22 protein-coding genes are annotated in these 23,346 nt (G+C 63.7%); 11 read left to right on the top strand and 11 right to left on the bottom strand.

The annotated features are described in order from the left end of the window. Nucleotides 1-400 precede the first annotated feature (400 nt). The 3 genes from ACFUCV_RS13590 to ACFUCV_RS13580 form a co-directional block, all read right to left on the bottom strand. Complete coding sequence (locus ACFUCV_RS13590; RefSeq protein ID WP_380816595.1) at nucleotides 401-1,042, bottom strand: energy-coupling factor transporter transmembrane component T family protein; 642 nt, start codon at nucleotides 1,040-1,042, stop codon at nucleotides 401-403. Then, nucleotides 1,042-1,710, bottom strand: a complete 669-nt coding sequence (locus ACFUCV_RS13585; RefSeq protein WP_380816647.1) for an energy-coupling factor ABC transporter ATP-binding protein — start codon at nucleotides 1,708-1,710, stop codon at nucleotides 1,042-1,044. The genes ACFUCV_RS13590 and ACFUCV_RS13585 overlap by 1 nt, the downstream gene beginning before the upstream one ends. A gap of 68 nt (nucleotides 1,711-1,778) precedes the next feature. Continuing rightward, nucleotides 1,779-2,429, bottom strand: coding sequence for a biotin transporter BioY (locus ACFUCV_RS13580; RefSeq protein ID WP_380816593.1), 651 nt, complete (start codon nucleotides 2,427-2,429; stop codon nucleotides 1,779-1,781). 154 nt (nucleotides 2,430-2,583) lie between these two features. On the opposite strand from ACFUCV_RS13580, the gene ACFUCV_RS13575 reads away from it, so the two are divergent. Both ACFUCV_RS13575 and ACFUCV_RS13570 read left to right on the top strand, forming a co-directional pair. Beyond that, nucleotides 2,584-4,182 (top strand): ABC-F family ATP-binding cassette domain-containing protein, encoded by a 1,599-nt coding sequence (locus ACFUCV_RS13575; protein WP_380816591.1) that lies wholly within the window; start codon nucleotides 2,584-2,586, stop codon nucleotides 4,180-4,182. A gap of 128 nt (nucleotides 4,183-4,310) precedes the next feature. Continuing rightward, nucleotides 4,311-6,230: a BCCT family transporter gene (locus ACFUCV_RS13570; RefSeq protein ID WP_380816589.1), complete on the top strand. Its 1,920-nt coding sequence runs from the start codon at nucleotides 4,311-4,313 to the stop codon at nucleotides 6,228-6,230. Here the strand turns inward: ACFUCV_RS13570 and ACFUCV_RS13565 are convergent. From ACFUCV_RS13565 to ACFUCV_RS13555, 3 genes are read right to left on the bottom strand one after another with little or no spacing between them, the layout of a single operon-like run. Beyond that, a complete protein-coding gene (locus tag ACFUCV_RS13565; protein ID WP_380816587.1) occupies nucleotides 6,227-7,120 on the bottom strand; it encodes an SURF1 family protein in 894 nt (297 codons plus the stop codon). The genes ACFUCV_RS13570 and ACFUCV_RS13565 overlap by 4 nt on opposite strands. Nucleotides 7,121-7,123: 3 nt before the next feature. Beyond that, entirely contained in the window at nucleotides 7,124-7,390 is a 267-nt protein-coding gene (locus tag ACFUCV_RS13560; protein ID WP_380816584.1) for a hypothetical protein, read from the bottom strand. A gap of 19 nt (nucleotides 7,391-7,409) precedes the next feature. Continuing rightward, a complete protein-coding gene (locus tag ACFUCV_RS13555) occupies nucleotides 7,410-7,868 on the bottom strand; it encodes a DUF3099 domain-containing protein (RefSeq protein ID WP_380816581.1) in 459 nt (152 codons plus the stop codon). A 194-nt stretch (nucleotides 7,869-8,062) separates the two neighbouring features. Here ACFUCV_RS13555 and ACFUCV_RS13550 point away from each other — a divergent pair, with 194 nt between their 5' ends. Together ACFUCV_RS13550 and ACFUCV_RS13545 are read left to right on the top strand one after the other, a co-directional pair. Then, on the top strand, nucleotides 8,063-8,797 hold the full coding sequence (locus ACFUCV_RS13550) for a beta-ketoacyl-ACP reductase (protein WP_380816579.1): 735 nt from the start codon (nucleotides 8,063-8,065) through the stop codon (nucleotides 8,795-8,797). Nucleotides 8,798-8,865: 68 nt separating this feature from the next. Next, nucleotides 8,866-9,606 carry an SDR family oxidoreductase gene (locus ACFUCV_RS13545; protein WP_380816577.1) on the top strand — a complete coding sequence of 247 codons (741 nt, stop codon included), beginning with the start codon at nucleotides 8,866-8,868 and terminating at the stop codon, nucleotides 9,604-9,606. Between the two features lie 299 nt (nucleotides 9,607-9,905). Here the strand turns inward: ACFUCV_RS13545 and serB are convergent, their stop codons facing one another. Beyond that, nucleotides 9,906-10,817: a phosphoserine phosphatase SerB gene (gene serB, locus ACFUCV_RS13540; RefSeq protein ID WP_380816575.1), complete on the bottom strand. Its 912-nt coding sequence runs from the start codon at nucleotides 10,815-10,817 to the stop codon at nucleotides 9,906-9,908. Between the two features lie 120 nt (nucleotides 10,818-10,937). Between serB and ACFUCV_RS13535 the strand changes: the two genes are divergently transcribed. The 6 genes from ACFUCV_RS13535 to ACFUCV_RS13510 all read left to right on the top strand — a co-directional run bounded on the left by ACFUCV_RS13535 (nucleotide 10,938) and on the right by ACFUCV_RS13510 (nucleotide 15,350). Beyond that, nucleotides 10,938-11,723 (top strand): ABC transporter ATP-binding protein, encoded by a 786-nt coding sequence (locus ACFUCV_RS13535; protein ID WP_380816571.1) that lies wholly within the window; start codon nucleotides 10,938-10,940, stop codon nucleotides 11,721-11,723. A gap of 14 nt (nucleotides 11,724-11,737) precedes the next feature. Next, nucleotides 11,738-12,517 carry a sulfite exporter TauE/SafE family protein gene (locus ACFUCV_RS13530; protein ID WP_380816569.1) on the top strand — a complete coding sequence of 260 codons (780 nt, stop codon included), beginning with the start codon at nucleotides 11,738-11,740 and terminating at the stop codon, nucleotides 12,515-12,517. Further along, complete coding sequence (locus ACFUCV_RS13525) at nucleotides 12,514-13,329, top strand: TrmH family RNA methyltransferase (RefSeq protein WP_380816566.1); 816 nt, start codon at nucleotides 12,514-12,516, stop codon at nucleotides 13,327-13,329. Before ACFUCV_RS13530 ends, ACFUCV_RS13525 begins: the two co-directional genes overlap by 4 nt. A 23-nt stretch (nucleotides 13,330-13,352) precedes the next feature. After that, complete coding sequence (locus tag ACFUCV_RS13520; protein WP_380816563.1) at nucleotides 13,353-13,820, top strand: peroxiredoxin; 468 nt, start codon at nucleotides 13,353-13,355, stop codon at nucleotides 13,818-13,820. Between the two features lie 122 nt (nucleotides 13,821-13,942). Then, entirely contained in the window at nucleotides 13,943-14,197 is a 255-nt protein-coding gene (locus tag ACFUCV_RS13515) for a type B 50S ribosomal protein L31 (RefSeq protein WP_110106206.1), read from the top strand. Between the two features lie 91 nt (nucleotides 14,198-14,288). Beyond that, nucleotides 14,289-15,350, top strand: coding sequence for a biotin/lipoate A/B protein ligase family protein (locus ACFUCV_RS13510; RefSeq protein WP_380816560.1), 1,062 nt, complete (start codon nucleotides 14,289-14,291; stop codon nucleotides 15,348-15,350). On the opposite strand, the gene pepN is transcribed toward ACFUCV_RS13510, so the two are convergent. From pepN to glgC, 4 genes are read right to left on the bottom strand one after another with little or no spacing between them, the layout of a single operon-like run. Then, nucleotides 15,347-17,974: an aminopeptidase N gene (pepN, locus tag ACFUCV_RS13505; RefSeq protein WP_380816558.1), complete on the bottom strand. Its 2,628-nt coding sequence runs from the start codon at nucleotides 17,972-17,974 to the stop codon at nucleotides 15,347-15,349. The two genes, ACFUCV_RS13510 and pepN, sit on opposite strands and share 4 nt — an antisense overlap. 57 nt (nucleotides 17,975-18,031) lie before the next feature. After that, on the bottom strand, nucleotides 18,032-19,003 hold the full coding sequence (locus ACFUCV_RS13500; protein ID WP_380816645.1) for a YeiH family protein: 972 nt from the start codon (nucleotides 19,001-19,003) through the stop codon (nucleotides 18,032-18,034). Nucleotides 19,004-19,050: 47 nt separating this feature from the next. Next, entirely contained in the window at nucleotides 19,051-20,490 is a 1,440-nt protein-coding gene (locus ACFUCV_RS13495) for an SDR family NAD(P)-dependent oxidoreductase (RefSeq protein WP_380816556.1), read from the bottom strand. 28 nt (nucleotides 20,491-20,518) lie between these two features. Further along, a complete protein-coding gene (gene glgC / locus ACFUCV_RS13490; protein ID WP_380816554.1) occupies nucleotides 20,519-21,916 on the bottom strand; it encodes a glucose-1-phosphate adenylyltransferase in 1,398 nt (465 codons plus the stop codon). Nucleotides 21,917-22,021: 105 nt separating this feature from the next. Here glgC and glgA point away from each other — a divergent pair, with 105 nt between their 5' ends. Further along, entirely contained in the window at nucleotides 22,022-23,227 is a 1,206-nt protein-coding gene (gene glgA, locus ACFUCV_RS13485) for a glycogen synthase (protein WP_380816552.1), read from the top strand. Nucleotides 23,228-23,346 lie beyond the last annotated feature (119 nt).

Genomic DNA, 23,346 nt, shown 5'->3' with positions numbered 1-23,346 from the left:
GCAACCTGGAAGCGGGCCGTGCTGCGCAGCGGCAGGGCGCTCGCAGCAGCGGGCCCAGCACGGCACCAGGAAGCCGTTGGACCACGGCCGCACCCAGGAGGGGGAGTGAGCCATCCGCCGGCCCACCACAACCACCATGAACGTCTGCCCAGGCCCAGGCCCAGGCCCCGCGCGCCTGCACGGATCGTACGGAAATGTGGGGCACCCCGCAGGATCCTGACGGCGCGTTGGCTTGGCTGCGTTGTTGGCCGGACCGGGTGGCACCCGCCACCACAGCAAAGACCCCCCCGAAATGCCACAGCCCCCTGCACCACAGCGGCGAGCGCTCGCGGTCAGGGGGCCAGGGCAAGGTTTTCCTTGTCCTGGAAAGTGGTGCAACGCAGCGGGCGGACCAGGTGCACTAGTTCTCAGGGTCACCCAGGCCGCGGGCAGCCAAAGCCTCGCCGGTGGCCCGCGCGTAAGCCACGGTGGCAATGACCACCGGCAGCGACCTGGCCATGAGGTTGCGTTCCAAGCCCCGGGCACGCGCGGCATCCCGCACATCGGCAAAAGCGCCCAGAACAAACGGCAGGCTGCGCAGCATGAGCGCCACCGTGAGTGAGAAGCGCTCCGGGTCAGCACCAAAGCGGGCCAGGGGACGGACCACGGCTGCCAGCCCATCAAGGAGTTCGTCCACGGCAGTGGTCGCCGTTGCCACATTGGAGGCCAGCACGGTGGCCAGGATGGCCGCCACAACCTGCCAGGCAACCCAGGCCCCGTGCTGCCACCACTGGTAGGCAGCAATCAACAACAAGAAAATCAGCATGACCTTCACGGCCCGCCATAACCTGGCACCAGGCAGCCCGGCCACAAAGTGAAACACGACCACCGCCAGCAACACCACGCTGGTCACCACCACCCCTGCAGAAACGGAAACAAGCGGAGATGCCAGGCACAGCACAGCCACCCCGAGCAGCAGCACAGCCTTCCAAGCCAGCGGCAACTTGTGGATGGGAGAAGACCCCGGAACATGCCCGGCCACCAGAAAAGCGTGGCCGCGCACTATTCGACTAACTTGCGGTAGGCCGCCAGCGCCAGGTGCGGGGCGCCGTCGAATGCCAGCTGCCCCTGCTCAATGACCAGGACGCGGTCAAAGTCCCTGGTCAGCTCCAGATCGTGCGTGGACATGATGATCTGCTGGGGGAGGCCTTCGAGGCGGCGCATGAGCAGCTTGGTGTTGCGAAGATCAAGCAGGGTGGAGGGCTCATCCAGAACCAGTATTTGCGGGTCGACAGCCAAAACCGTTGCCAGCGCCGTGAGCTGGCGTTCACCGCCGGAAAGTTCGTAAATGCTGCTGGCCGCCAGGTGCTCCAGGCCATAACTGGCCAAAATGGCGCGTGCCTTGCTGCGCCGTTCGGCCTTGCCAAGCTTTTGGCGCCGCAGGGACAGTTCCAGATCCTCCTGCGGGGTGGGCATTACGAGCTGGGAGAGGGGGTCGGTGAAGACAAAGCCCACGCTGCGGCGTACCGCTGCTGCCTCCGTGTGCGTGCTGTGGCCCAGAACATGCACCGAACCCGTGGAGGGAGCCACCAGGCCGTTGAGCAGGCGCAGCAGCGTTGACTTACCGGAGCCGTTGGCGCCAATGACGGCAATGCGCTGCTCGGACAGGGTCAGGTTCAGTGGTGCCAGGATCTGCTTGGCGCTCTGGGTGCGCGGATCGCTGGGAGCCATGCTGACTGTGGCGTTTCGCAGCACAATGTTGCCGCCTTCAAGCGGCGCCGGACAGGGTGCAGGCGAACTCACGGGCGGCGACGCACCAGCAGATCAGGGAAAGCCCGGTGCAGGCTCAGGGCAATGAGCACGGCCACAATATTTTTGAGGATATCGCCGGGCAGGTAGATCAGGTCGGCGGCCACGGCTGCCTGCAGGGCCATGCCCTTGGCCATGAAGCCCAGGATGCCGCTGATGTGCACCACCACAGTACCGGCCATGGCCGCGGCAAAGAGCGCTGCGGTGCGCCAGCGGGTGCGTACGGCAAGTGTGGCCAGCAGACCCACCACCGCGGCGGCAAAAATGAACCCAATGATGTAACCCGCTGAAGGGCTGGCCAGTACGGCAGGGCCGGCGCGGAAGCCACTGAATATGGGCAGGCCCACCAATCCCAGCAGCACATACAATCCCACTGCTGCGCTGCCGCGGCCCCAGCCCAGCACCAGCCCACACAGGGCCACCACAAGCGTCTGCAGGGTGATGGCCACCCCCAGCGGACCCACGTTGATGCCGGGTACGGCAATGGAGGCAGCCATCAACGCCGCAAAGACGGCAATCAGGGACAGGTCCATGGCGCTCCAGCGGGAGCGCGGGCGCCGGGGGGCTCCGGGGGTGCGGGGGCTTTCCGGTACCGGGTCTACAGAGACAAGACCTTGGCCCTGGGGGTGGAGAGCAGGCATGGTGGTTCCTTTGCGGAAGTGATGTACGGTACGGGATTCTCAGGCAGGCGAGAACCTCGTTAGACTGAATAGGTTGTTCAACGTTTATCCCGTCCCTGGAGGCTAGGAAAAATCGTTTCGCGGCATCTACCCATTTACGTGAAAGGTTACTACGTTGATATCGGTCCAAGACCTTGAGTTACGTGCAGGAGCGCGCCTGCTCATGGACGAAGTATCATTCCGCATCGACAAGGGTGACAAGGTTGGCTTGGTAGGACGCAACGGTGCCGGCAAGACCACGCTGACCCGCGTGCTTGCCGGTGAAGGCCTTCCCGCCGGGGGCAAGGTGACCCGCTCAGGCGAGATCGGCTATCTGCCCCAGGACCCGCGCACCCCTGACATGGAACAGTTGGCCAAGGACAGGATCCTCTCCGCCCGCGACCTGGACAAGGTCATCAACAAACTGCGCCAGGCGGAAGCGGACATGGCCAGCGATGACAATTCGGTCAGGGACAAGGCCATGCGCCGCTACGACCGTCTCGAAGTGGAATTCCTGGCCAATGGCGGGTACGCCGCCGAAGCTGAGGCGGCGTCCATTTCCTCGAACCTGGCGCTGCCCGAGCGCATTCTCAACCAGCCGTTGAAGACTCTTTCCGGCGGCCAGCGCAGGCGCGTGGAGCTGGCCCGGATTTTGTTCTCCGGCGCACAGACCATGCTGCTCGATGAACCCACCAACCACCTCGATGCGGACTCCATTGCCTGGTTGCGGGACTTTTTGAAAAGTCACGCCGGAGGGTTGATTGTGATCAGCCACGACACTGATCTGCTCGAGGCGACAGTGAACAAGGTCTATCACCTGGATGCCAACCGGGCCACCATTGACCAGTACAATCTGGGCTGGAAAAAATACCTCACGCAGCGTGAAACCGATGAGCGTGCACGACGCCGGGAACGGGCCAATGCGGAGAAGAAGGCCGGGGTGCTCATGGAGCAGGCCAACAAGATGCGCGCCAAGGCCACCAAGGCCGTCGCAGCCCAAAACATGGCCAAGCGCGCCGAGCGCCTGCTCGCCGGACTGGAGGATGTCAGGGCCCAGGACAAGGTGGCGGCGCTGCGCTTCCCCGATCCGTCCCCATGCGGCAAGACGCCTCTCATGGCCGAGGGATTGAGCAAGTCCTATGGTTCGCTGGAAATCTTCACCGACGTCAGCCTCGCCATTGACCGGGGATCGAAAGTGGTGATCCTGGGCCTCAACGGTGCGGGCAAGACCACGCTGCTGCGCATGCTGGCCGGCGTGGCCAAGCCTGACACCGGCGAGATCATTCCCGGCCACGGCCTCAAGGTGGGATATTACGCCCAGGAGCACGACACCCTGGACGTGGGCCGGACGGTGCTGGAGAACATGCGCTCCGCTGCCGGTGACATGAACGACGCCGAGGTGCGCGGCATTCTTGGGTCGTTCCTGTTCTCGGGGGACGATGTGAACAAACCTGCCGGTGTCCTTTCCGGTGGCGAAAAGACGCGTCTTGCCCTGGCCACCATTGTTGCCTCCAGCGCCAACGTGCTGCTGCTCGATGAGCCCACGAACAACCTGGATCCTGCCAGCCGTGCGGAGATCCTTGGGGCGCTGAAAAACTACACCGGGGCCGTGGTGTTGGTCAGCCACGATGAAGGCGCCGTGGCGGCCCTTGATCCCGAACGTGTGGTCCTGCTGCCTGACGGTGACGAGGACCTGTGGAATCCTGACTACCTGGATCTGATCACCCTGGCCTAGACCGGGGGGCCCGCCATGCAAACGATTGCCGGGGGTCCTGCGGGGCTGCGGAAACGCAGCCCCGCAGGGCCCCCTTTTTTTCAGCCCCCGCGCGGCAGCGGGAGCATATTACGTTAGGCTTGAACGCTATGGATACACCCGCATCACGTCCCAAAAAGACCACAAATGTTACTGACGGCCCAGGTGAAAACGGATCTCCACAACGCCGTCAAGGCACTGAAAGCCCCGGCGTGCGGGTGCGAAACGCCTTGCGCAACGCTGCGAAAGGACCGGCCTTTGGCATTCATCCCGGCTTGGTTCCCGGCATCAGCGTGGAGGACACGGGAGTCACATTTCCCACCCGTCGGAGCGTTTTCGTAGCCGCACTGGTGGTGACCCTGGGCATCCTGTGCTGGGCCATTTTCGCCCCGGAGAACCTGAACACGGTTGGCACCACCATGCAGGGCTGGGTGGTGACGCACTTCGGGTGGCTGTTCAATGCCACGGTGGTCGCCATTACTGTATTCATGCTGGTCGCCGGATTTGGTCCAACGGGGAAAATCCGGCTGGGTGCGGACGACAGCAGTCCCGAATTTTCCACCCTGTCGTGGATTTCCATGTTGTTCGCTGCAGGCCTGGGCATTGGCCTCATCTTTTATGGACCGCTGGAGCCGTTGAGCCACTTCCTGTCCCCGCCGCCTTCCACGGACGCCGGTGCCGGAAGCAGTGACGCCATCTTGCCGGCCATGACAGATGCCTTCCTGCACCAGGCCACCCTGGCGTGGTGCATCTACGCCCTGGTCGGCGGCTCGCTGGCCTACGCCTCGTACCGGCGCGGGCGCCTGCCCCTAATCTCCTCGCTCTTTGAGCCCGTCTTCCCAGATGGCAACAACAGGTTCCTGGGCAAGGTCATTGACGTCTTTGCGGTGCTGGTGACCTTGTTCGGGACCGCGACCTCCCTGGGCATTGGTGCCCTGCAGATCCGCACAGGAACCTCCATTGTCACGGGAAAGGAACTGGGAAACGAATTTTTGGTGGTGGCCGTGTGCGTTTTGACAATAGTTTTCACCATCTCTGCAGTGGCAGGGATCAAAAAGGGCATCCGCCTGTTGTCCAATGCCAATATGACCCTGGTGGTCCTGCTCGCCTGCTTTGCATTGCTGGCCGGACCCACCTTCTTCCTGCTGGACCTGCTGCCCGTCTCACTCATTGCCTTTGTGGGCAATCTGCCGGAAATGCTGACGGTCTTTGCCAGCCAAGGTTCGGGGGAAACGGAGTACCTCACGGCCTGGACCACGCTCTATTGGGCCTGGTGGATCTCCTGGTCCCCGTTCGTGGGAATGTTCATTGCCAAAATTTCCAAGGGCCGTTCATTGCGTGAATTTGTCACGGTGGTGGTTTTTGTTCCCTCGGCGATCTCCATTGCCTGGTTCACGATCTTTGGTGGGAATGCCATTTGGATGAACATGAATGGCAAGGACATGGTGGTGGAGGGCTCGGGCGAGAATGTCATGTTTGACCTGCTGGGCAACCTGCCGTTCAGTAATATCTCGTGGATTGTGTGCCTTCTGGCCATTTTGATCTTCTTTGTCACTGCCGCGGATTCGGCCAGCAATGTCATGGGATCCATGTCCCAGTCCGGGCGGCCCGTGCCGTCGAAGCCGGTGACGATCGTCTGGGCGGCGGCGCTGGGACTCATTGCACTGTTTTTGTTGCTGGCCGGGGGACGCAACGCCCTGTCGGGGCTGCAGTCCATCATGGTCACCTGTGCCCTGCCCTTCGCCGTGATTCTCATCGGTGTGATGATTTCCTGGGGCATGGACCTGCGCAACGATCCGCTCATGATCCGGCGCCGCTATGCCCAGGAAGCCATCCGGCGCGGGGTGCGTAAAGGCATCGATGAACACGGCGATGACTTTGTGTTCGGTACCGCCCATGTGGCCGAGGCCGAAGGAGCCGGCGCCGACTTCGAAAGCGACAACCCCGCCTTCACCCAGTGGTACACGGAAAATGCCCTCGCGCAGGATCAAGCGGACACGGATGGGGACGGGAAGCCCAGGGAACCCTAGTAGCCCTGGGCGTCCAGGAGCGCGTCCTCGGCCTCTTCGGCTGTGGGCTTGGCGCCGGGCCGGCGCGTCTTGACATGGTTGCGCTGTTGGAATGCCGAGCCCCGGCCGTAGAGCTCCTCCACACTGACTCCGCTTTCGGCGGCCTGAAGCTCATCAAAGTCGTTGTTGCGCCGCTGCATCCGGGCCGCGTACCCGAAGCCGACAAAAGCCAGGACCCCGAACGCCAACCATTGCAGGGAGTAGCTCAGGTGCGATCCCTCATCAATGGACGGCGGCGGGAACGCCACGGGGTTGCTGGCGGCGGCAGGCGTTTCACTGGCCAATTGGCCGTACGCGCCGGTCTTGATGGGGTAGGGAAGCTGGGCGGCATAACCGTTGAGTTCAATGCTGGCCAACTGCCCTGCAGGGGCGTCGCGGTCCAGTTGCGGCTCGGGCGGCTTGAGCCGGGCCACCACGGTGACTTCACCGGAGACCGGCTGAGGCACCGCGTCCGGACGGCCCGGAACCTCGTAGCCAATGGGGAGCCAGCCCCGGTCAATGATCACCGTGTCACCATTTTTCAAGGTGAAGGGCACCAGCACCTCGTATCCTGGCCCGCCGTTCAATGGGCGGTTGCGCACAATACGCTGGTCCTCGGTGCGGTAGGAACCCGTCATGCGCACCTGGGTCCACTCTTTGGACATGTCCAGGGCATCGAAGTTTTGCGCCACCTGGTCGTAGTCAACAATGGTGCCTGAATAGTTCATTTGGATTTTGGCAATGTTGTCCACCACGGCATTGCGGCGGTTCATTTGCCAATTGCCCAAAGCGGCGCAACCAAGGGCCACAATGACGGCCACCACAAAATACCCCAGCCATTTGCTGGAGAACAGAAACTTGTACGCCTTCATAAACTACGCGGGGTCCTTAGCTGTCAACGGCAAAGTGCTTTTCCACAAGGAGCGGCTCTGCAGATAATCCTGCAGCCACTGCACATGCTCGGCGCAGGCCAACCAAATCTTACGGCGCTCGGCCGTATGGATCTTGGGATTGTTCCACAGCAACTGCACAGTGGCCTGATTGCGGCAGCCCTTGCGCGAGCACACGGGAGCTTCCGCGGCCGGCGGCTCGGGCAGGGAAGTTGCCTTGCCGTCACCGGGCAGCATGTCAAAAATGTTCATGAGGTCTTTTCACGCGCTTTCATGGGTGCTTGTCCGAGTTCATGCCGGCAGCCGTGGGGTCCGTTCCATCCTCGGGAACTATTTCACCGGTGAGGATGACGGTGGCGGGGGAGTCGGCGTCGTCCGTTCCCTGGGGTGCTTCGCCCAGTTCATACCGGGGAGCGGAGTCAAGAAGTTCAGTGCGTTCCTGCTGGTTGATGTCGGACCCCCCATTGGCCACCAGGACGGCCACCCACGGCAGCAGGACCGCACCCACCACGGGAATCAGTTTGTACCAGCCGTCAAAGACAAATATGGCGGCAAGGCACACCATGCGGATGCCCATGGTGATGAGGTATTTGCGCATGCGCCGGGCCATGTCGATGCTGTGCGCTTCGGAAGCGTTGGTGATGGACACCACATCAGGTGAATGGGTGCGGCGGGCAGGCCGTCGGCGTGAACCGGCATTGGAATCTGGTGCAGCTGATTGCTCTTTCATCACCCTCCAAGGGACAGCTCCATTCTCTCACTGCGCGGTTGGACATCCAAAAGCAAACTGTGTGCTCGCACCCCTGACGCCGTAGGATTCAAAGGACCGTTGACGCAGGGGCCGTGCGGCCCTGCGCCCTGGCGCGGTGCATGGACGCCGAAGCCGGTGATTTTTTAATTTGTTTGCTTTTCTTGGAGGAATACATGAGTGCACCTGTTGGTGGAGAAGGTCAGGGCCGCAGCGTCCTGGTGACCGGTGGCAACCGCGGAATTGGACTGGCCATTGCCCAGGCCTTCCTGGCCAACGGTGACAAGGTTGCCGTGACCTATAGAAGCCCAACGGATCTGCCCGAGGGCATTCTGGGCGTCCAGGCCGACGTGACCGACGCCGGCTCCGTTGACGCTGCATTCTCCGAGGTGGAGGCCGCCCATGGCCCCGTGGAGGTGTTGGTGGCCAATGCCGGGATCACCAAGGACACCCTGCTGCTGCGCATGAGCGAGGACGACTTCACCTCAGTCATCGACACCAACCTCACAGGGGCGTTCCGCGTCATCAAGCGCGCCTCCAAAGGCATGATCCGGCTGCGCAGGGGACGTGTGGTGTTGATCTCCTCCGTGGTGGGCCTGTACGGCTCGCCCGGGCAGATCAACTATGCCGCCTCCAAGGCAGGGCTGGTGGGCATTGCCCGCTCCCTCACGCGTGAGCTGGGATCACGGGGGATTACCGCCAATGTGGTGGCCCCGGGCTTCATCAGCACCGATATGACGGCTGCGCTGCCCCAGGAGACGAAAAAGCAGTACCTGGCCACCATCCCGGCAGGACGGTTCGCCTCGGCTGAGGAAGTGGCCAAGGTGGTGCGCTGGGTCTCCAGCGAGGAGGCCGCGTACATCTCCGGCGCCGTCATTCCCGTCGACGGCGGCCTGGGCATGGGCCACTGAAGCCTGTCATGGCCTTGCCGCCGCGCGCCGCAAACCTTTTTTAAAACACAAAGCTAAGGATGTTATTTATGGGAAAGCTAGCTGGAAAGACCGCCATAGTCACCGGCTCTTCACGCGGAGTGGGCGCCGATGTGGCCAAGTTCCTCGCCGCCGAAGGTGCAGCCGTGGTGGTGAACTACCGCCAGAAGGCGCCGCGCGCCAACAAGGTGGTGGCACAGATTCAAGAAGCCGGCGGACGCGCAGTTGCGGTGGGGGGGGATCTCACCACCCGGGAAGGTGTCCAGTCACTGGTCAGTTCCGCCATGGAAAACTTTGGCTCGCTGGACCTGGTGGTGTTGAACGCCTCCGGTGGCATGGAAAGCGGGATGGAAGCCGACTACGCCCTGAAACTCAACCGCGATGCGCAGTTGAACCTGCTGAACGCAGCCATGCCCCTGCTGCCGGCCGGATCCCGCGTCATCTTTGTCACCAGCCACCAGGCGCACTTCATTGAGACAGTGCCCACCATGGTGGAGTATGAGCCGGTGGCCCGCAGCAAGCGTGCCGGCGAGGACGCCCTGCGTGCCTTGATTCCAAACCTCGCCGCCGAAGACATCTCCCTGGTGGTGGTCTCCGGAGACATGATTGAAGGCACTGTCACGGCCACCTTGCTGGACCGGGCCAATCCAGGCGCCATCGAGGCCCGCCGTGAAGCCGCCGGCCGTCTTTATTCAGTGGCGGAGTTCGCTGCCGAAATCGCCAAGATGGCCACGGCCGACGTCCCCTCCGGGCACACGGAATATGTGGGCGGCGCGGACTCCTTCAAATAGGGCGTCCGCCAGGCCGGCGGGAACGCCTGCAGCCCCTGCAACAGCAGGGCCCGCAGGCGGTCCCGCCGTGGGGGCCGGGTGCCTGCGCCGGATTCCCCTGGGGTGCCGAACAGCCATGACGGCAGCACCGCGGCAGTAAAGCCCCTCGGTGAACCGTTGACCTGGCGTTGGCGTGGGGCATGGGCGTTGGCGTGGGGCAGGGGAACCTCCGGAACGTGAAGTAATGGACAACCCCACCAAGCCCGGAGGTTCCCCCACCTATCAAGCACCAGTGTCACCGACCTCATGGCGGGGTGCAGCTAGGTGGCAACAATGCCGGCCAGGACCAGCGCCACATCCAGATTGGGGAGGTTGATCTGGGCGTCCGCCGCCGCCCGAACGGCAGGCTTGGCGTTGAAGGCCACACCCAGGGCAGCAGCCTCCATCATGTCCAGGTCATTGGCGCCGTCACCAATGGCCACGGTGGCTTCGGCGGCGATGCCGGCCTCGGCGCTCCACTTGCGCAGATGTTCGGCCTTGGCTGCCCGGTCCACCACTGTCCCGGCCACCTTGCCCGTAAGGCGCCCGTCCCGAATTTCCAGTTCATTCGCCAGCGCATAATCCAGGCCCAGCTGCTGTGCCAAGGGTGCCAGTATTTGGGCGAAACCGCCGGAAACGGCGGCCACCACGTGCCCGGCGGCCTTGGCCTGCGCAATGAGCCGCTCGGCGCCGATGGAAAGTTTGATCTTGGCGCCCACCTCGGCCAGGACGCTCTCGGGCAGTCCGGCCAAAGTGGCCACCCGGTGGTGCAGGCTCTGGGCAAAATCCAGTTCCCCCCGCATGGCCGCCTCGGTGACCTTGGCCACCTCCGCCTCCGTCCCGGCGTGGGAGGCGAGGAGTTCAATTACCTCCTGCTGGATCAACGTGGAGTCAACATCCATGATGATGAACTTCCGGGGCGCGCGCAGCAGCGAATCCGGGACGACGGCGGTGCTCGCCTCCAGCGGACCCACCTCGGAGAGCGCCTGCCGCAGCAACACCAGGCGGTTTGCGTCACCCCCATTCATGGCCAGCCAACCCAATTCAAAGATTGCCGCGGCAAAACCGGGGTGTGTTTCGCGTCGTTCAGAGGCAATGGTGCAGCCATGGTTGGTCAGGGCGGCCCGGATCTGCGCGAGATCGGCGGGGGAGAGGCTTTGGCCATAACTGACTGCGGAATAGGTGGAAGGCATAAGAGCATTCTAACGAAACGTGCCACGTGGTGTGTGTGCGGCCCCGGCCGTGGACACACTTGCGGGCACTGCCGGTGCAGGTTGGCGTTGGCTGGCCTGCGTGCCCTAGGCTCAGTGCTTATGAGTGAAGTTCTGGGTTTGGCCGGTGTCAGCGTGGTCCGCGGCACCAAAACATTGTTGAACAACGTCGATTGGCGTGTGGCGGAGGGCGAGCGCTGGGTGGTGCTGGGCCCCAACGGCGCCGGCAAGAGCACCCTGCTGCAAATAGCGGGCGCGCGCATGCACCCCACCCGCGGGGTTGCCGGGATCCTTGACGAGGTGTTGGGGGCTGTCGACGTTTTTGAACTCAGGCCCCGCATTGGCGTGGCCTCCGCAGCGCTGGCGCACCAAATTCCGGAGCACGAAAAAGTCCTCAATGTGGTGGTGACTGCCTCCTATGGCGTCACGGGCCGCTGGCGGGAAGCCTATGAGCGCGACGACGAACGCCGCGCCTTCGGCCTGCTGGAGGAGTGGGGCGTGTCCACCTTCTTCAACCGGCCCTTTGGCTCCTTGAGCGACGGTGAACGCAAACGGGTGCAAATTGCGCGCGCACTCATGAGCGACCCCGAACTGCTGCTGTTGGATGAGCCCGGTGCCGGCCTGGACCTGGCCGGCCGCGAAGGGCTGGTGAAGCGTCTGAGTGAACTGGCCGCAGATCCTCTGGCACCTTCCACGGTCCTTGTCACCCACCACCTGGAGGAAATTCCGCCCGGATTCACCCACGCGCTGCTGCTGCGCGACGGTGCCGTGGTGGCCCAGGGTCCAGTGGCGGAAGTCCTGACCGAGGAACATCTGGGTGCAACGTTCGGGCTGCCCTTGACTGTCACCAGCAACGCCGGGCGCTACAGCGCCACTGCGCGCCACTAACACCGACGCATCCTGTGAACCTGCTTGATTCGGCCCTGATTCTGCTCGGCGGCCTCTGGGCCGGCACCATCAACACGGTGGTCGGTTCGGGCACCCTTGTCACTTTTCCCATCCTGATCGCCTTGGGTGTGGCCCCGGTCATGGCGGTGGTCAGCAATGCCATGGGCCTGATAGCCGGGGGAGTCTCCGGGGTGTGGGGCTACCGGCGTGAGCTTGAAGGCATGCGCCGGAATCTACTGACGCTGATGCCGGCGTCGGTCCTCGGTGGAATTACCGGGGCCTACCTGCTGCTGCACCTGCCCGAAAGCGTCTTTCAGTATGCTGCGCCGGTGTTGATCGTGCTGGCCCTGACGCTGGTGGTCCTGCAGCCGCGGCTGCAGCGGGCCATCAAGGCCCGCCGGGAGGTCGCCGGCAGTGACCGTTCGCACACTGCGGTGATGGTTGCCCTGATCTTCGCCACCGGCGTGTACGGCGGCTATTTCGTGGCGGCGCAAGGCGTGCTGCTGGTGGCGATCCTGGGAATTTTCATGTCCGGCACCCTGCAAAACGCCAATGCAGTGAAAAACGTGTTGACCTTGAGTGTGAACGTGGTGGCCGCCATTTCCTACCTGCTCTTTGCGCCGGAAAAGATCATTTGGGTCATTGTTGGCCTCATTGCCGTGAGTTCGCTGCTCGGTGGCTTTTTGGGTGCGCGCATTGGCCGCAAACTGCCCCCGCTCATTTTGCGTTCAGTCATTGTCACCCTGGGGCTCGTGGCGTTGTTCTTCATGGTGCAGAAACTGCTGGTCCCGTGATCATCCGCCTGGACAGCTCCGCCGACCCCCGGGTCAGTGACTACGTAAGTCTCACTGACGTCCAGCTGCGCAAAACCAAGGAACCGGCCGAGGGGCTGTACATTGCCGAAAGCCCCAAGGTGCTCCGCCGTGCCCTTGCCGCCGGCCACCGGCCCCGGTCCTTCTTTCTGGCGGAGAAGCGGATGCCTGAGGTGTTGGATCTGCTGGAAGCCCACCCCGACATTCCCGCCTACGTGGGCAGCGGGGACATGCTGGCGGAAATCACCGGCATCAACCTCCACCGCGGGGCCATGGCTGCCATGCACCGCCCCGCACCGGTGGACCTTGCCACCTTGTTGGCTGGCGCCCGCCGCGTGGCAGTTTTGGAAGATGTCAGCGACCACACCAACATTGGCGCCATCTTCCGCTCCGCAGCGGCCCTGGGAGTGGACGCGGTGTTGGTCAGTCCACGATGCGGCGATCCGCTGTACCGGCGCAGCATCCGCGTGAGCATGGGCACCGTCTTTCAAGTCCCGTGGGCGCGGCTGCCCGCCTGGCCGGAAGGACTCGAGACGCTGCATGCTGCAGGCTTTACGACGGCGGCACTGGCCCTGGTGCCCGATTCGCTCAGCATCCAGGAACTCGCAGCGCGTCAGGAGCCAAAACTGGCGTTTATCCTGGGTTCCGAAGGGGATGGGCTGAGCGCAGCGACGTTGGCCCAGGCCCAGCACGCCGTCATGATTCCCATGCAGGCTGGAGTCGATTCCCTCAACGTCGCTGCAGCCAGTGCCGTGGCCTTCTTTGCCACCCAACTTCCGCTCGGAGCAGGATAAAACACACCGGGTAGTGTCAGGGCATGAACATTTCTGAGCAAGTTCCCAATTTTTCCCTGTCGGATCAGCACGGGAAGCTCCGCAGCCTTGCAGAACTTACGGCCGAAGGTCCGGTGGTGCTGTTCTTCTACCCTGTGGCCAGCAGTGCCGGCTGCACCAAGGAGGCCTGCCATTTCCGTGACTTGGCCGCGGAATTCGCCGCCGCCGGAGCCATGATTGTGGGCATCAGCAAGGATTCCCCTGTACGCCAGCTTGAATTCGCCACCGGGAACAACCTCAACTACCCTCTCCTCAGCGACGCAGAGGGTGAGGTGGCGGACCTGTTTGGCGTCCGGCGCCGGCTGCTGGCCAGGACGCTGCCGAGCAAACGGGCCACCTTCATTGTGGACCGCGAACGCGTGCTGCGCTTCAGCGTCTCCAGCGAGACCAATATGAATGTGCATGCCGACCAGGCCCTGGCCGCACTGGCCGACATCTCTGCCACCGGGTAGCGGGGGCAAATGACCCCAGCTTGGTGAAATGGGCCTGAACCGGTAAAGTTTGTAGCTGGCCCCAGTGGCCCCATCATTCATCAGTCTGGCAAAAACCAGACGATATCATTTCGAGGTTTACAGTGAAGCAGAACACCCACCCCAAGTACGAAGCAATCGTATTCAACGACTTGGCTTCCGGCACCAAGTTCCTGACGCGCTCCACCGCGACGTCCAAGAAGACCATTGAGTGGGAAGACGGCAACACCTACCCCGTCATCGACGTGGAAATCTCCTCGGAATCACACCCGTTCTACACGGGCAAGCAGCGCATCATGGACAGCGCCGGCCGCGTCGAGCGCTTCAACGCCCGCTTTGCAGGCTTCGGCAAGAAGTAATACTTCTTCCCCAAGATGTTTTCAGGCAGGTCCGTCCCTCGGGGCGGGCCTGCTTTTGTCTGCCCTCCGGCTTTCTGAAAGACTGGTCAGCATGACTGCTGCACTGCATGGAGAATACAAGGTCCGCGGGGGAAAACTCGTCGTGGTCGATCTGGACAGCCGGGACGGGGTTCTCAGCGACGTGCGCGTCAGCGGCGACTTCTTTTTGGAACCCGACGAAGCCCTGGACACCATCAATGCCGCCCTGACAGGCCTGCCGGTGGACACTCCCGGGGAGGGCATTGCCGCCGCCATCACGGCGGCACTGCCGGCCGGCGTGGTCCTGTTTGGATTTTCCGCCGAGGCGGTGGCCGTCGCCGTCCGCCGTGCCCTGGCGAAGGCCACGGGCTGGGCCGACCACCAGTGGGAAGTCATTGCCCCCACCATTTTGCCGACAGCCGTGAACGTGGCCCTGGATGAGGTGCTCACCCGGGAGGTGGGCGCCGGAACCCGAAACCCCACCCTGCGGTTCTGGGACTGGGATGAGCCCTCCGTGGTCATTGGCAGCTTCCAGTCGGTCCGCAATGAACTTGACCCTGACGGGGTCACAAAACATGGCATCAAGGTGGTGCGCCGCATCAGCGGCGGCGGGGCCATGTTCATGGAAGCCGGGAACTGCATCACGTACTCGCTCTACCTGCCACAGAGCCTGGTGGACGGGCTGAGCTTTGAGGACTCCTACAAGTTCCTGGACAACTGGGTCATGACGGCGTTGGATTCCCTGGGCGTGCAGGCCTTCTACGTTCCGCTCAATGACATTGCCACGGAGCAGGGAAAAATTGGCGGGGCGGCCCAAAAACGCCTCGGCAATGGGGCCATGGTGCACCACGTCACCATGAGCTATGACATTGACGCGGAGAAAATGGTGCAGGTGCTGCGCATTGGCAAGGAAAAGCTCTCAGACAAGGGCACGCGTTCGGCCAAGAAGCGTGTGGATCCCCTGCGGCGCCAGACCGGCCTGAGCCGGAAGGAAATCCTTGATGCCCTCACCGCGACCTTCACCGAACTTTACGCTGCCCAGCCGGCCGCCCTCAGTGATGCCGAACTGGCTGCGGCCCAGACCCTGGTGGTTGAAAAGTTTGACACCCCGCAGTGGCTCAACCGCGTGCCCTAAGCGCTGCAGGACTGCGCCGTGAGGGCACGCACCAAATGGTCGCGTTGTTCCACCACCAGGCGGCGCAGGCCGTCAGCCGCTGCCGGGTTTGCCGCCAGCCATGCGTCGGTGCGCAGCACCAGGGGATGCTGCTGCGCACTGCTGCCCAAGATAAGGTCCGCCCGGGCCGGGAACAGTCCACGCACCAGACGGCTGGCAATTTCCATGCTCCGCTGCGCCCAAATCCCGGTCAGCGAGGCAAAATACGGCTCAATGAAGGGTGCCAACAGCTTGGAGTCAGCTGTCATGAACCCCTCCACGGTGGCGCTGAGCAGCTCATTGCTCAGCTCCCCGCCTTCCACAGCCTGCGCCCAGGCCCGCGCCTTGACATCGGCCTGGGGGAGCGAAGCGCCCGCCCGGACGCGGCCGAGGCGCGTTTCGGCGGAAAGCTGCCGGGCGAGTTCGGCATCCAACTGCGCAGGCGTTGCCTGCCCCCTGGCCGCCAAGGCCTCCCACATGCGCCAGCGCAGGGCGCTGTCCATCCGCAGGCCCGCAGGCACCGCCGAGCCGTCCAGCAGGGCACGGATGGGAGCGGCGGCGCGGTCCGTGCTGCGGCCCAGCGCTGCCAAGGTGCGGGCCCAAATCAATTGTTCATCGCCGCCGGGCGCCGCAGCGTCCAAATGCGCCAGCACAGCCGTCAGGAGCAGCTGGCGCGCGTCATCGCGGCCGGAGGGCGGGCAGTAGTTGTCCACGGCGAAAACCGCGTTGTCCACCAATGACTGCAGCAGTGCAATGTCCGATTCCCCCAGGGCGTGCCCACAGACGGCCTGCACGTACCTTCCGGCAGGCAGTGTGGCATCACGGGTGGCGTTCCACAGCGAAGACCAGACCAGGCTGCGGGCCAGCGGGTCAAGCAGCTGGCCCACATGTTCCAGCGCTGCCGCCTGCGACTGCGCATCCAGGCGCACCTTGGCGTAGCTGTGGTCGCCATCATTGATCAACACCAGCGCCGGCGCGGGCAATCCGCTCAGGGCAGGAACCGCCGTCACTGCGCCCTCCACGTCCACGGTGGCGGCGGCGGTGCGGACCAGGCTGCCGGCGTCGTCAAAGTTGTAAAGCCCCACACCCAGGCGGTGCGGGCGCAGCGCCGGCCGGCCCGTGGTTGGATCCACCGCCTCCTGGACAATGGTGTAGCTGTCGATCGCCCCGTCCGCGGTGATCAGCTCACCGCTGAGGGTGGAAATCCCCGCGGTCTGCAGCCAGCTGGCGGCCCAGCTGCGCAAATCCCTTCCCGTCGCGGCACTCAGCGGCACCAGCAGGTCATCGAGGCTGGTGTTCGAATATTCGTGGGTGCGGAAATAGGAGCGGGCACCGCTGATGAAGGATTCCTGGCCCACATACGCCACCAGCTGCTTGAGCACCGATGCGCCCTTGGCATAGGTGATGCCGTCAAAGTTCTGCCTCGCGGCCTCCAGGTGCGCAATGTCGGCGACGATGGGGTGCGTGGTGGGCAGCTGGTCCTGGATGTAGGCCCAGCTTTTGCGCCGGCTGGCAAACAGGGTCCATGACTTGGCGCCCCAGGCGGTGGCCTCCGCCACGGCCAGATGGCCCATGAAATCAGCCAAGGACTCCTTGAGCCACAAATCGTCCCACCACGCCATGGTGACCAGGTCCCCAAACCACATGTGGGCCATCTCGTGCATGATGGTGTTGGCGCGCTGCTGGAATTGGGTGTCGGTGGCGCGGGAGGAATGGATGTAGGACTCGGTGAAGGTCACCAGGCCGGGGTTTTCCATGGCACCGAGGTTGTATTCGGGCACGAAGGCCTGATCGTACTTCCCGAACGGGTAGGGGTAGTCAAAGAGCTCATTGAAGTATCGCAGGCCGGCCTTGGTCACCGCGAAGATGGCTGCACTGTCAAAGTTGTCCGCCAGGGAGGAACGGCAATAGGCGGCCAGCGGAACCTCCAGCACGGCACCAGGCTGCGCACTGTCCGGGCCAAACGTCATGGAAAAGGAATCCTCGGCACGGAAATAGGGGCCGGCCAAAAGTGTGGTGATGTACGTGGAGATGGGCAGGGTGGGGGCAAAGTCCCAGTGGCCCAAACCGGGGCTCCCGGCTACGGGACTGAAGGCGGCAACGTGCGCATTGGAGGCCACTTGCCACTCCAAGGGGGCCGTGACGTGGAAGGTGAAGGGCGCCTTGAGGTCGGGTTGTTCAAAGTTGGCAAAAACACGCCGGGCATCGGCGGGTTCATACTGCGTATAGGTGTACACCTGTCCGTCGGCAGGATCAACAAAGCGGTGCAGCCCCTCGCCGCTGGTGGAGTAGGCGGCCGTGGCGCAGATGGTGAGGACATTGTCCAGGGCCAGATCGGGAAGGCGGATGCGGGCGTCGTCGACCACCGCCGCGGGGTCCAGGACTGCGCCGTTGAGCTCCACTGATTCCACGCTCAAACCCATGAAGTCCACAAAGGTGCCGGCGCCTGCCCGGCTTGCGGCGAAATGGATGACACTGCGGGTGGGAAAGCCTTGCCGGTGTAGATCCTGCACTTGGCTTAAATCCACGCTGATGTCGTAGCTGTGGACGGTGAGCAGGTCTTTGCGGGCGGCGGCTTCGGCGCGGGCCAGATTTGAATTGGACACATTTCATTCAATCACGTGGACCGGGCGCCGCCGTGGATCCTGGCGGACCGCCGGTCCTCAGCCGGCCATGAGCATCACGGCCGCAAAGGCCAAGGAGGCAATCAACGCCCAGGAACACAGCGCCATGGCCATGGCCCGCAGACCCGTGTCCAGCAATTCGTGGATGCGCACACTGGAACCCAAACCAAACAAGGCCATGCCCAGGGCAAGATCCTGTATCAGGGCACCCAGCTCCACGGCCCCGCCCTGCACAACGCCTGTGGTCCGCAACAGGGCCATGGCCAAAAACCCCAGCACAAACAGTGGAACCAGGGGCGCGGCCTTGGCGGGGGCGCCATCGCGGGGGGTGGGCCGGCGGCGCTCCACGACGCTGACGGCCGCGACGATGGGTGCCAGCATCAACACCCGGGTCAGCTTCACCACAATGGCGGCGCCCAGTGCCACCGCTCCGGCCGTCTGGGCCGTTGCCACCACCTGGCCCACGTCATGCACCCCGGCGCCCACCCACTGGCCAAACTCCAGCGGCCCCAGCCCCAAGGGGCGCATGAGCAATGGCAGCACGCCAATGGCCAGCGTGCCGCAGAGGGTCACCAGGGCCACCGGCAACACCGTGTCGTGGTGCTTGGTGCCCTTCACAGCTGCCATGGCGCCAATGGCGGAGGCCCCGCAAATGGAAAAACCAGTGGCGATCAGCAGCGGCGTGTCCCCGCCGAGCCGGAACGCCTTGCCCAGGGCGTAGGTCCCGGCGAAGCTCAGCAACACCACCGCCACAACAAGCGCCACGCTGATCCAGCCCAAGTCCACGATCTGCGCCAGGCTCACCTTCAAACCCAGGAACACGATGCCCACCCGCATCAGGTGCTTGCCGGCAAAAGTCAGTCCAGGGCTCAAAGGACCCGAAGTCCGCACAGCCAGGCCCGGAATGTTGGCAGCGGCAATGCCAAAGATCACCGCCAAGGTCATCACCGGCAAAGCCGGCACCCACAGGTGCAGCGCAAAGGAAAGCCCCAGAGCCAGGGCTGCGGTCATGAGGCCCGGCAGCAGCGCCCGGGTACGGCCCCAGGCCGGGACGGCCGCTACCACGGGCTTGGTTTGTAATCTTTGAGGAAGACCCCGAACTGGTCCTCGCCCTGTTCGCCCATCACAATGGGGTCATAGACGCGCGCGGCGCCGTCCACCAGGTCAAGGGGGGCGTGGAAACCTTCCTCGGCCAGGCGGACCTTGGTGACATGGGGGCGCTCATCGGTGATCCAGCCGGTGTCGACGGCGGTCATCAGGATGCCGTCGGCATCGAGCATTTCCTGGGCACTGGTGCGAGTAAGCATGTTCAGGGCCGCTTTGGCCATATTGGTGTGCGGATGGCCTGGCCCCTTGTAGGCGCGGGAGAACTGCCCCTCCATGGCTGAGACGTTCACAATGTACTTGCGCGCCGCGGTGGACGCCCGCATGGCGGGGCGCAGCCGTGAAACCAGTAAAAAGGGTGCTGTGACGTTGCACAACTGCACCTCCAACATTTCCAGCGGATCCACCTGGTCCACCACCTGTGTCCAACTGTTGACGGATCCGACATCCGGGATCAGGCCGCCGGCGTCAATGGCCGTCCCGGCCTCAATGCGTTCCAAGGAGGCCGATCCCATGGACATGGCCAAGGCGGCAATTTCATCCCCCGCCAACTGGGGGTGCTCCATCATTTGCGTGGCCAAGGCCAGGGGGTGCTTGTCATGGGCGTGGCCAAAGGTGAGCAGTTCCGGCATGGGCACATGACTGGGAAGTTCTTCCAGTTCCGCGTCAACCAGCGGCTTGTAGGCGTTGCCCGAACGGCGGACCGTCTGCGCTGCGTTGTTGATCAGGATGTCCAGCGGACCAGCCTCGGTGAGCGCATCGGTCAATGCGACCACCTGGGTGGGGTCGCGAAGGTCAATGCCCACAATCTGCAGGCGGTGCAGCCACTGCGCGCTGTCCTCCATCGCCGCGAAACGGCGCGCGGCATCCTTGGGGAAGCGGGTGGTGATGGTGGTGTGGGCGCCGTCACGCAACAGACGCAGGGCAATGTACATGCCAATTTTGGCCCTGCCGCCGGTGAGGAGGGCACGTTTGCCGCTCAGCTCGGTCCGGGCATCCCGCTTTGAATGGTTATAAGCTGCGCAGTCCGGGCACAGCTGGTGGTAAAAGGAATCCACCTGCGTGTAAGGCTGCTTGCAGATGTAACAGGGGCGGGGCCGCAACAGCGTCCCCGCCGTGTCCCCGGCCACGGAGGCCTTAAGCTTGTTGCCGCGCGTCTCATCATCAATGCGGTCCGGGGCGGCCGTGGCGGTCCTGGCCAGGACCGCCTTGTCCGCGTCGTTGATGGCATCGCGCCGGGAGGTCCGCCGGTGCCGTTTGACAGCCTTGAACATTTTTCCCGTGGCCCGGCGGACGGCGATGTAATCCGGATCCTCTTCGTCGTAGACGTGGATGCTCTCCAAAACCTTTAGACAGTTTTGGATTTCTTCAGGGGTCAGTTCAGGGGCGCTCACCCATCAATGTTAGCCGCTTCGCCCCGGCTCAGAGGTCCACTGCCGTGACCTGGTTGTCAATGACCTGATCCACGGTGGCTTTGCTGATTTCAGCGCGGCCCACGGCCAGTGCCAAAGCCTCGGGAAGTTCGCCGGCGGCGGCTTTGGACAGGGCCTTTTCCGCGTCATCCGGAGCCGGCACCACCTGCCCCTTGCTGAGCACCGTCAAACCCGACTCGGTGATTGCAAAACCGCGGGCCCGGTCCAATCCGGGGTCAACGCCAATGTTGGCCCCAGCAGGGATATGGACGTTTTTGTCAATGATGGCACGCCTGACCACGGCGCCGGCGCCCACCACGACCTTGTCCATGAGCACGGAGTCCTGCACCCGGGCGCCCGTGCCCACGTACACGTCATTGGACAATACCGAGTTCTCCACCACGCCGCCGGAGACAACCACTCCCGGGGCCACAATGGAGTCCAGTGCCGTACCCACGGCGTTGCGTGCCCCGCGCACGAACTTCGCCGGCGGGGAGGTGGTGCCCCGCGTGTAGATGGGCCAGGCGCGGTTGTACAGGTTGAAAATGGGGACGGGGGAGATCAGATCCATGTGCGCCTCGTAGTAGGAGTCAATGGTTCCCACATCGCGCCAATAGTTCCGGTCCCGGTCGGTTGCATGTGGAATGTCGTTGGTGCTGAAGTCATACACATACGCTTCGTTGCGCTCAACAAAGTAGGGGATGATGTCCCCGCCCATGTCGTTGTCGGTGTCTTCCTTCTTCGCGTCGTGTTCCAGCGCCTCCACCAGCGCGTCAGTGTCAAAGACATAGTTGCCCATGGAAGCAAGGAATTCCCCGGGCGCCTCGGCGAGTCCGGCGGTGGTCTCAGGCTTTTCCACGAAGGCGGCAATCTTGTGCGCGCCGGTGGCCCCGGTCACCTCTGCGCCGTCAACTTCAATGACACCAAACTGGTTTGCCAGCTCCAGCGGCTGGCGCACAGCCGCCACGGTGGCGCGGGCACCGGATTTGATGTGGCTTTGCACCATTTGATCAAAGTCCATGCGGTACACATGGTCGGCCCCCACCACCACCACAATGTCGGGTTCGGCGTCGCCAATGAGGTTCATGGACTGGTAGATGGCGTTGGCGCTGCCCAAAAACCAGCTCTTTCCGCGGCGCTGCTGCGCCGGAACCGTGGCCACATAGTTGCCCAGCTGGGTGGACATGCGCCAGGTCTCGGAAATATGCCGATCCAGGCTGTGGGATTTGTACTGGGTCAGCACCACCACTTTGTGGTAACCGGAATTGACCAGATTTGACAGGGCAAAATCGACCAGCCGGAACCCGGCAAAGGGAACGGCGGGCTTGGCCCGGTCCGCCGTCAAAGGCATCAATCGTTTACCTTCGCCGCCTGCTAGCACTATTGCCAGGACTTTCTTGACTGACATGATCCAACCTCCGACGGCTTGAGCGGGCACTCCCGATGTTACAAATGAGGTGCCACCTGGACTTCACACTAGAACAAATATGTTCCGACAGACTACCTTGAGAAAATGCGTATAGACATTGTGACGAAAGAGTTTCCCCCTGAAATTTACGGCGGCGCCGGCGTGCATGTGGCCGAGCTCAGCCGGGTGCTGGCTGCCAAGGCGGAAGTGCAGGTGCATGCCTTCGGGGCGGAGCGCGCGGCCGACTACCACGGGGCCACTGTGCGTTCCTATGCGGATCTGCCGGAACTGTCCGAAGCCAACGCGGCGGTGCGGACACTCGGGGTGGACCTGCAGGTGGTTCCGGCCATCGCCGGTTCCGATCTGGTGCACTCCCACACCTGGTACGCCAACATGGCCGGTCACCTGGCCGCGCTGCTCCATGGCATTCCCCATGTCCTCAGCGCCCACAGCCTGGAGCCGCTGCGGCCGTGGAAGGCCGAACAGCTCGGCGGGGGCTACGCGGTCTCCTCATGGGTGGAGCAGACGGCTTATGAGGGGGCCGCCGCCATCATTGCCGTCTCCGAGGGCATGCGCCAGGACATTCTGCGCAGCTACCCGCAGGTTGATCCAGCCAAGGTGAAGGTCATCCACAATGGCATTGACGTGCAGGCGTGGCAGCCGGACCCCGCGGACGACGTCGTACGGGGCCTGGGCATTGATCCTGACCGTCCCAGCGTGGTCTGGGTGGGCCGGGTGACACGCCAGAAGGGGGTGCCCTATCTGCTGCGGGCGGCCGCCGCCCTGCCGCCGGAGGTTCAGCTGGTGCTGTGCGCCGGCGCGGCGGACACCCCTGCCCTGGGTGAGGAGGTCAATGCCCTCATAGCCGGCCTGCAGGCCGAACGCGACGGCGTTGTTGTCATTGAGCGCATGCTGCCCCGCGCCGAGCTCATCCAGGTGCTCTCCCACGCCACCGTCTTTGCCTGCCCGAGCATTTATGAGCCGCTGGGCATTGTGAACCTGGAGGCCATGGCCTGTGGTGCGGCCGTGGTGGCCAGCGCCACAGGCGGCATCCCGGAGGTGGTGGCCCACGGTGAGACCGGGCTGTTGGTGCCCCTGGAGCAGGTGGCGGACGGCACGGGAACGCCCCTGGATGCGGAGAAGTTCGTGGCTGACTTTGCCGCCGCGATGATTGAGGTGGTCAGCGATCCCGCGCGGGCCAAGGCCATGGGGGCCAGGGGCAGGCAGCGGGCCACCGAACTGTTTTCCTGGGAATCCATTGTTGACCAGACCCTGGACGTGTACAAAAGCGTTTTGGCACAACACCGGTAGGCGGCACCCGTGCGCCGGCGGTGAAGCCGGCGGGGCGCCTGGGCCATTCCTGGACAAGCGCCGCCGGGGGGGGGTGGGTGTCTGCGGGGGGGCGGGGCCGTTAGAGTCGCTCCAGGAGG

Origin of the sequence: Specibacter sp. NPDC057265 (genome assembly GCF_042668835.1) — a bacterium.
GTDB lineage: Bacteria > Actinomycetota > Actinomycetes > Actinomycetales > Micrococcaceae > Specibacter.
The sequence above is the reverse complement of the archived record's forward strand: the minus strand, read 5'-3'. Positions and strand labels throughout refer to the sequence as shown.

Excerpts from the sequence above, each read along its gene's own strand:
- ACFUCV_RS13585 (WP_380816647.1), bottom strand. The coding sequence starts at position 1,710 with ATGGCTCCCAGCGATCCGCGCACCCAGAGCGCCAAGCAGATCCTGGCA.
- ACFUCV_RS13580 (WP_380816593.1), bottom strand. The coding sequence starts at position 2,429 with ATGCCTGCTCTCCACCCCCAGGGCCAAGGTCTTGTCTCTGTAGACCCG.
- ACFUCV_RS13570 (WP_380816589.1), top strand. The coding sequence starts at position 4,311 with ATGGATACACCCGCATCACGTCCCAAAAAGACCACAAATGTTACTGAC.
- ACFUCV_RS13565 (WP_380816587.1), bottom strand. The coding sequence starts at position 7,120 with ATGAAGGCGTACAAGTTTCTGTTCTCCAGCAAATGGCTGGGGTATTTT.
- ACFUCV_RS13560 (WP_380816584.1), bottom strand. The coding sequence starts at position 7,390 with ATGAACATTTTTGACATGCTGCCCGGTGACGGCAAGGCAACTTCCCTG.
- ACFUCV_RS13555 (WP_380816581.1), bottom strand. The coding sequence starts at position 7,868 with ATGAAAGAGCAATCAGCTGCACCAGATTCCAATGCCGGTTCACGCCGA.
- ACFUCV_RS13550 (WP_380816579.1), top strand. The coding sequence starts at position 8,063 with ATGAGTGCACCTGTTGGTGGAGAAGGTCAGGGCCGCAGCGTCCTGGTG.
- ACFUCV_RS13545 (WP_380816577.1), top strand. The coding sequence starts at position 8,866 with ATGGGAAAGCTAGCTGGAAAGACCGCCATAGTCACCGGCTCTTCACGC.
- serB (WP_380816575.1), bottom strand. The coding sequence starts at position 10,817 with ATGCCTTCCACCTATTCCGCAGTCAGTTATGGCCAAAGCCTCTCCCCC.
- ACFUCV_RS13535 (WP_380816571.1), top strand. The coding sequence starts at position 10,938 with ATGAGTGAAGTTCTGGGTTTGGCCGGTGTCAGCGTGGTCCGCGGCACC.
- ACFUCV_RS13520 (WP_380816563.1), top strand. The coding sequence starts at position 13,353 with ATGAACATTTCTGAGCAAGTTCCCAATTTTTCCCTGTCGGATCAGCAC.
- ACFUCV_RS13510 (WP_380816560.1), top strand. The coding sequence starts at position 14,289 with ATGACTGCTGCACTGCATGGAGAATACAAGGTCCGCGGGGGAAAACTC.
- ACFUCV_RS13500 (WP_380816645.1), bottom strand. The coding sequence starts at position 19,003 with ATGACCGCAGCCCTGGCTCTGGGGCTTTCCTTTGCGCTGCACCTGTGG.
- glgC (WP_380816554.1), bottom strand. The coding sequence starts at position 21,916 with ATGTCAGTCAAGAAAGTCCTGGCAATAGTGCTAGCAGGCGGCGAAGGT.
- glgA (WP_380816552.1), top strand. The coding sequence starts at position 22,022 with ATGCGTATAGACATTGTGACGAAAGAGTTTCCCCCTGAAATTTACGGC.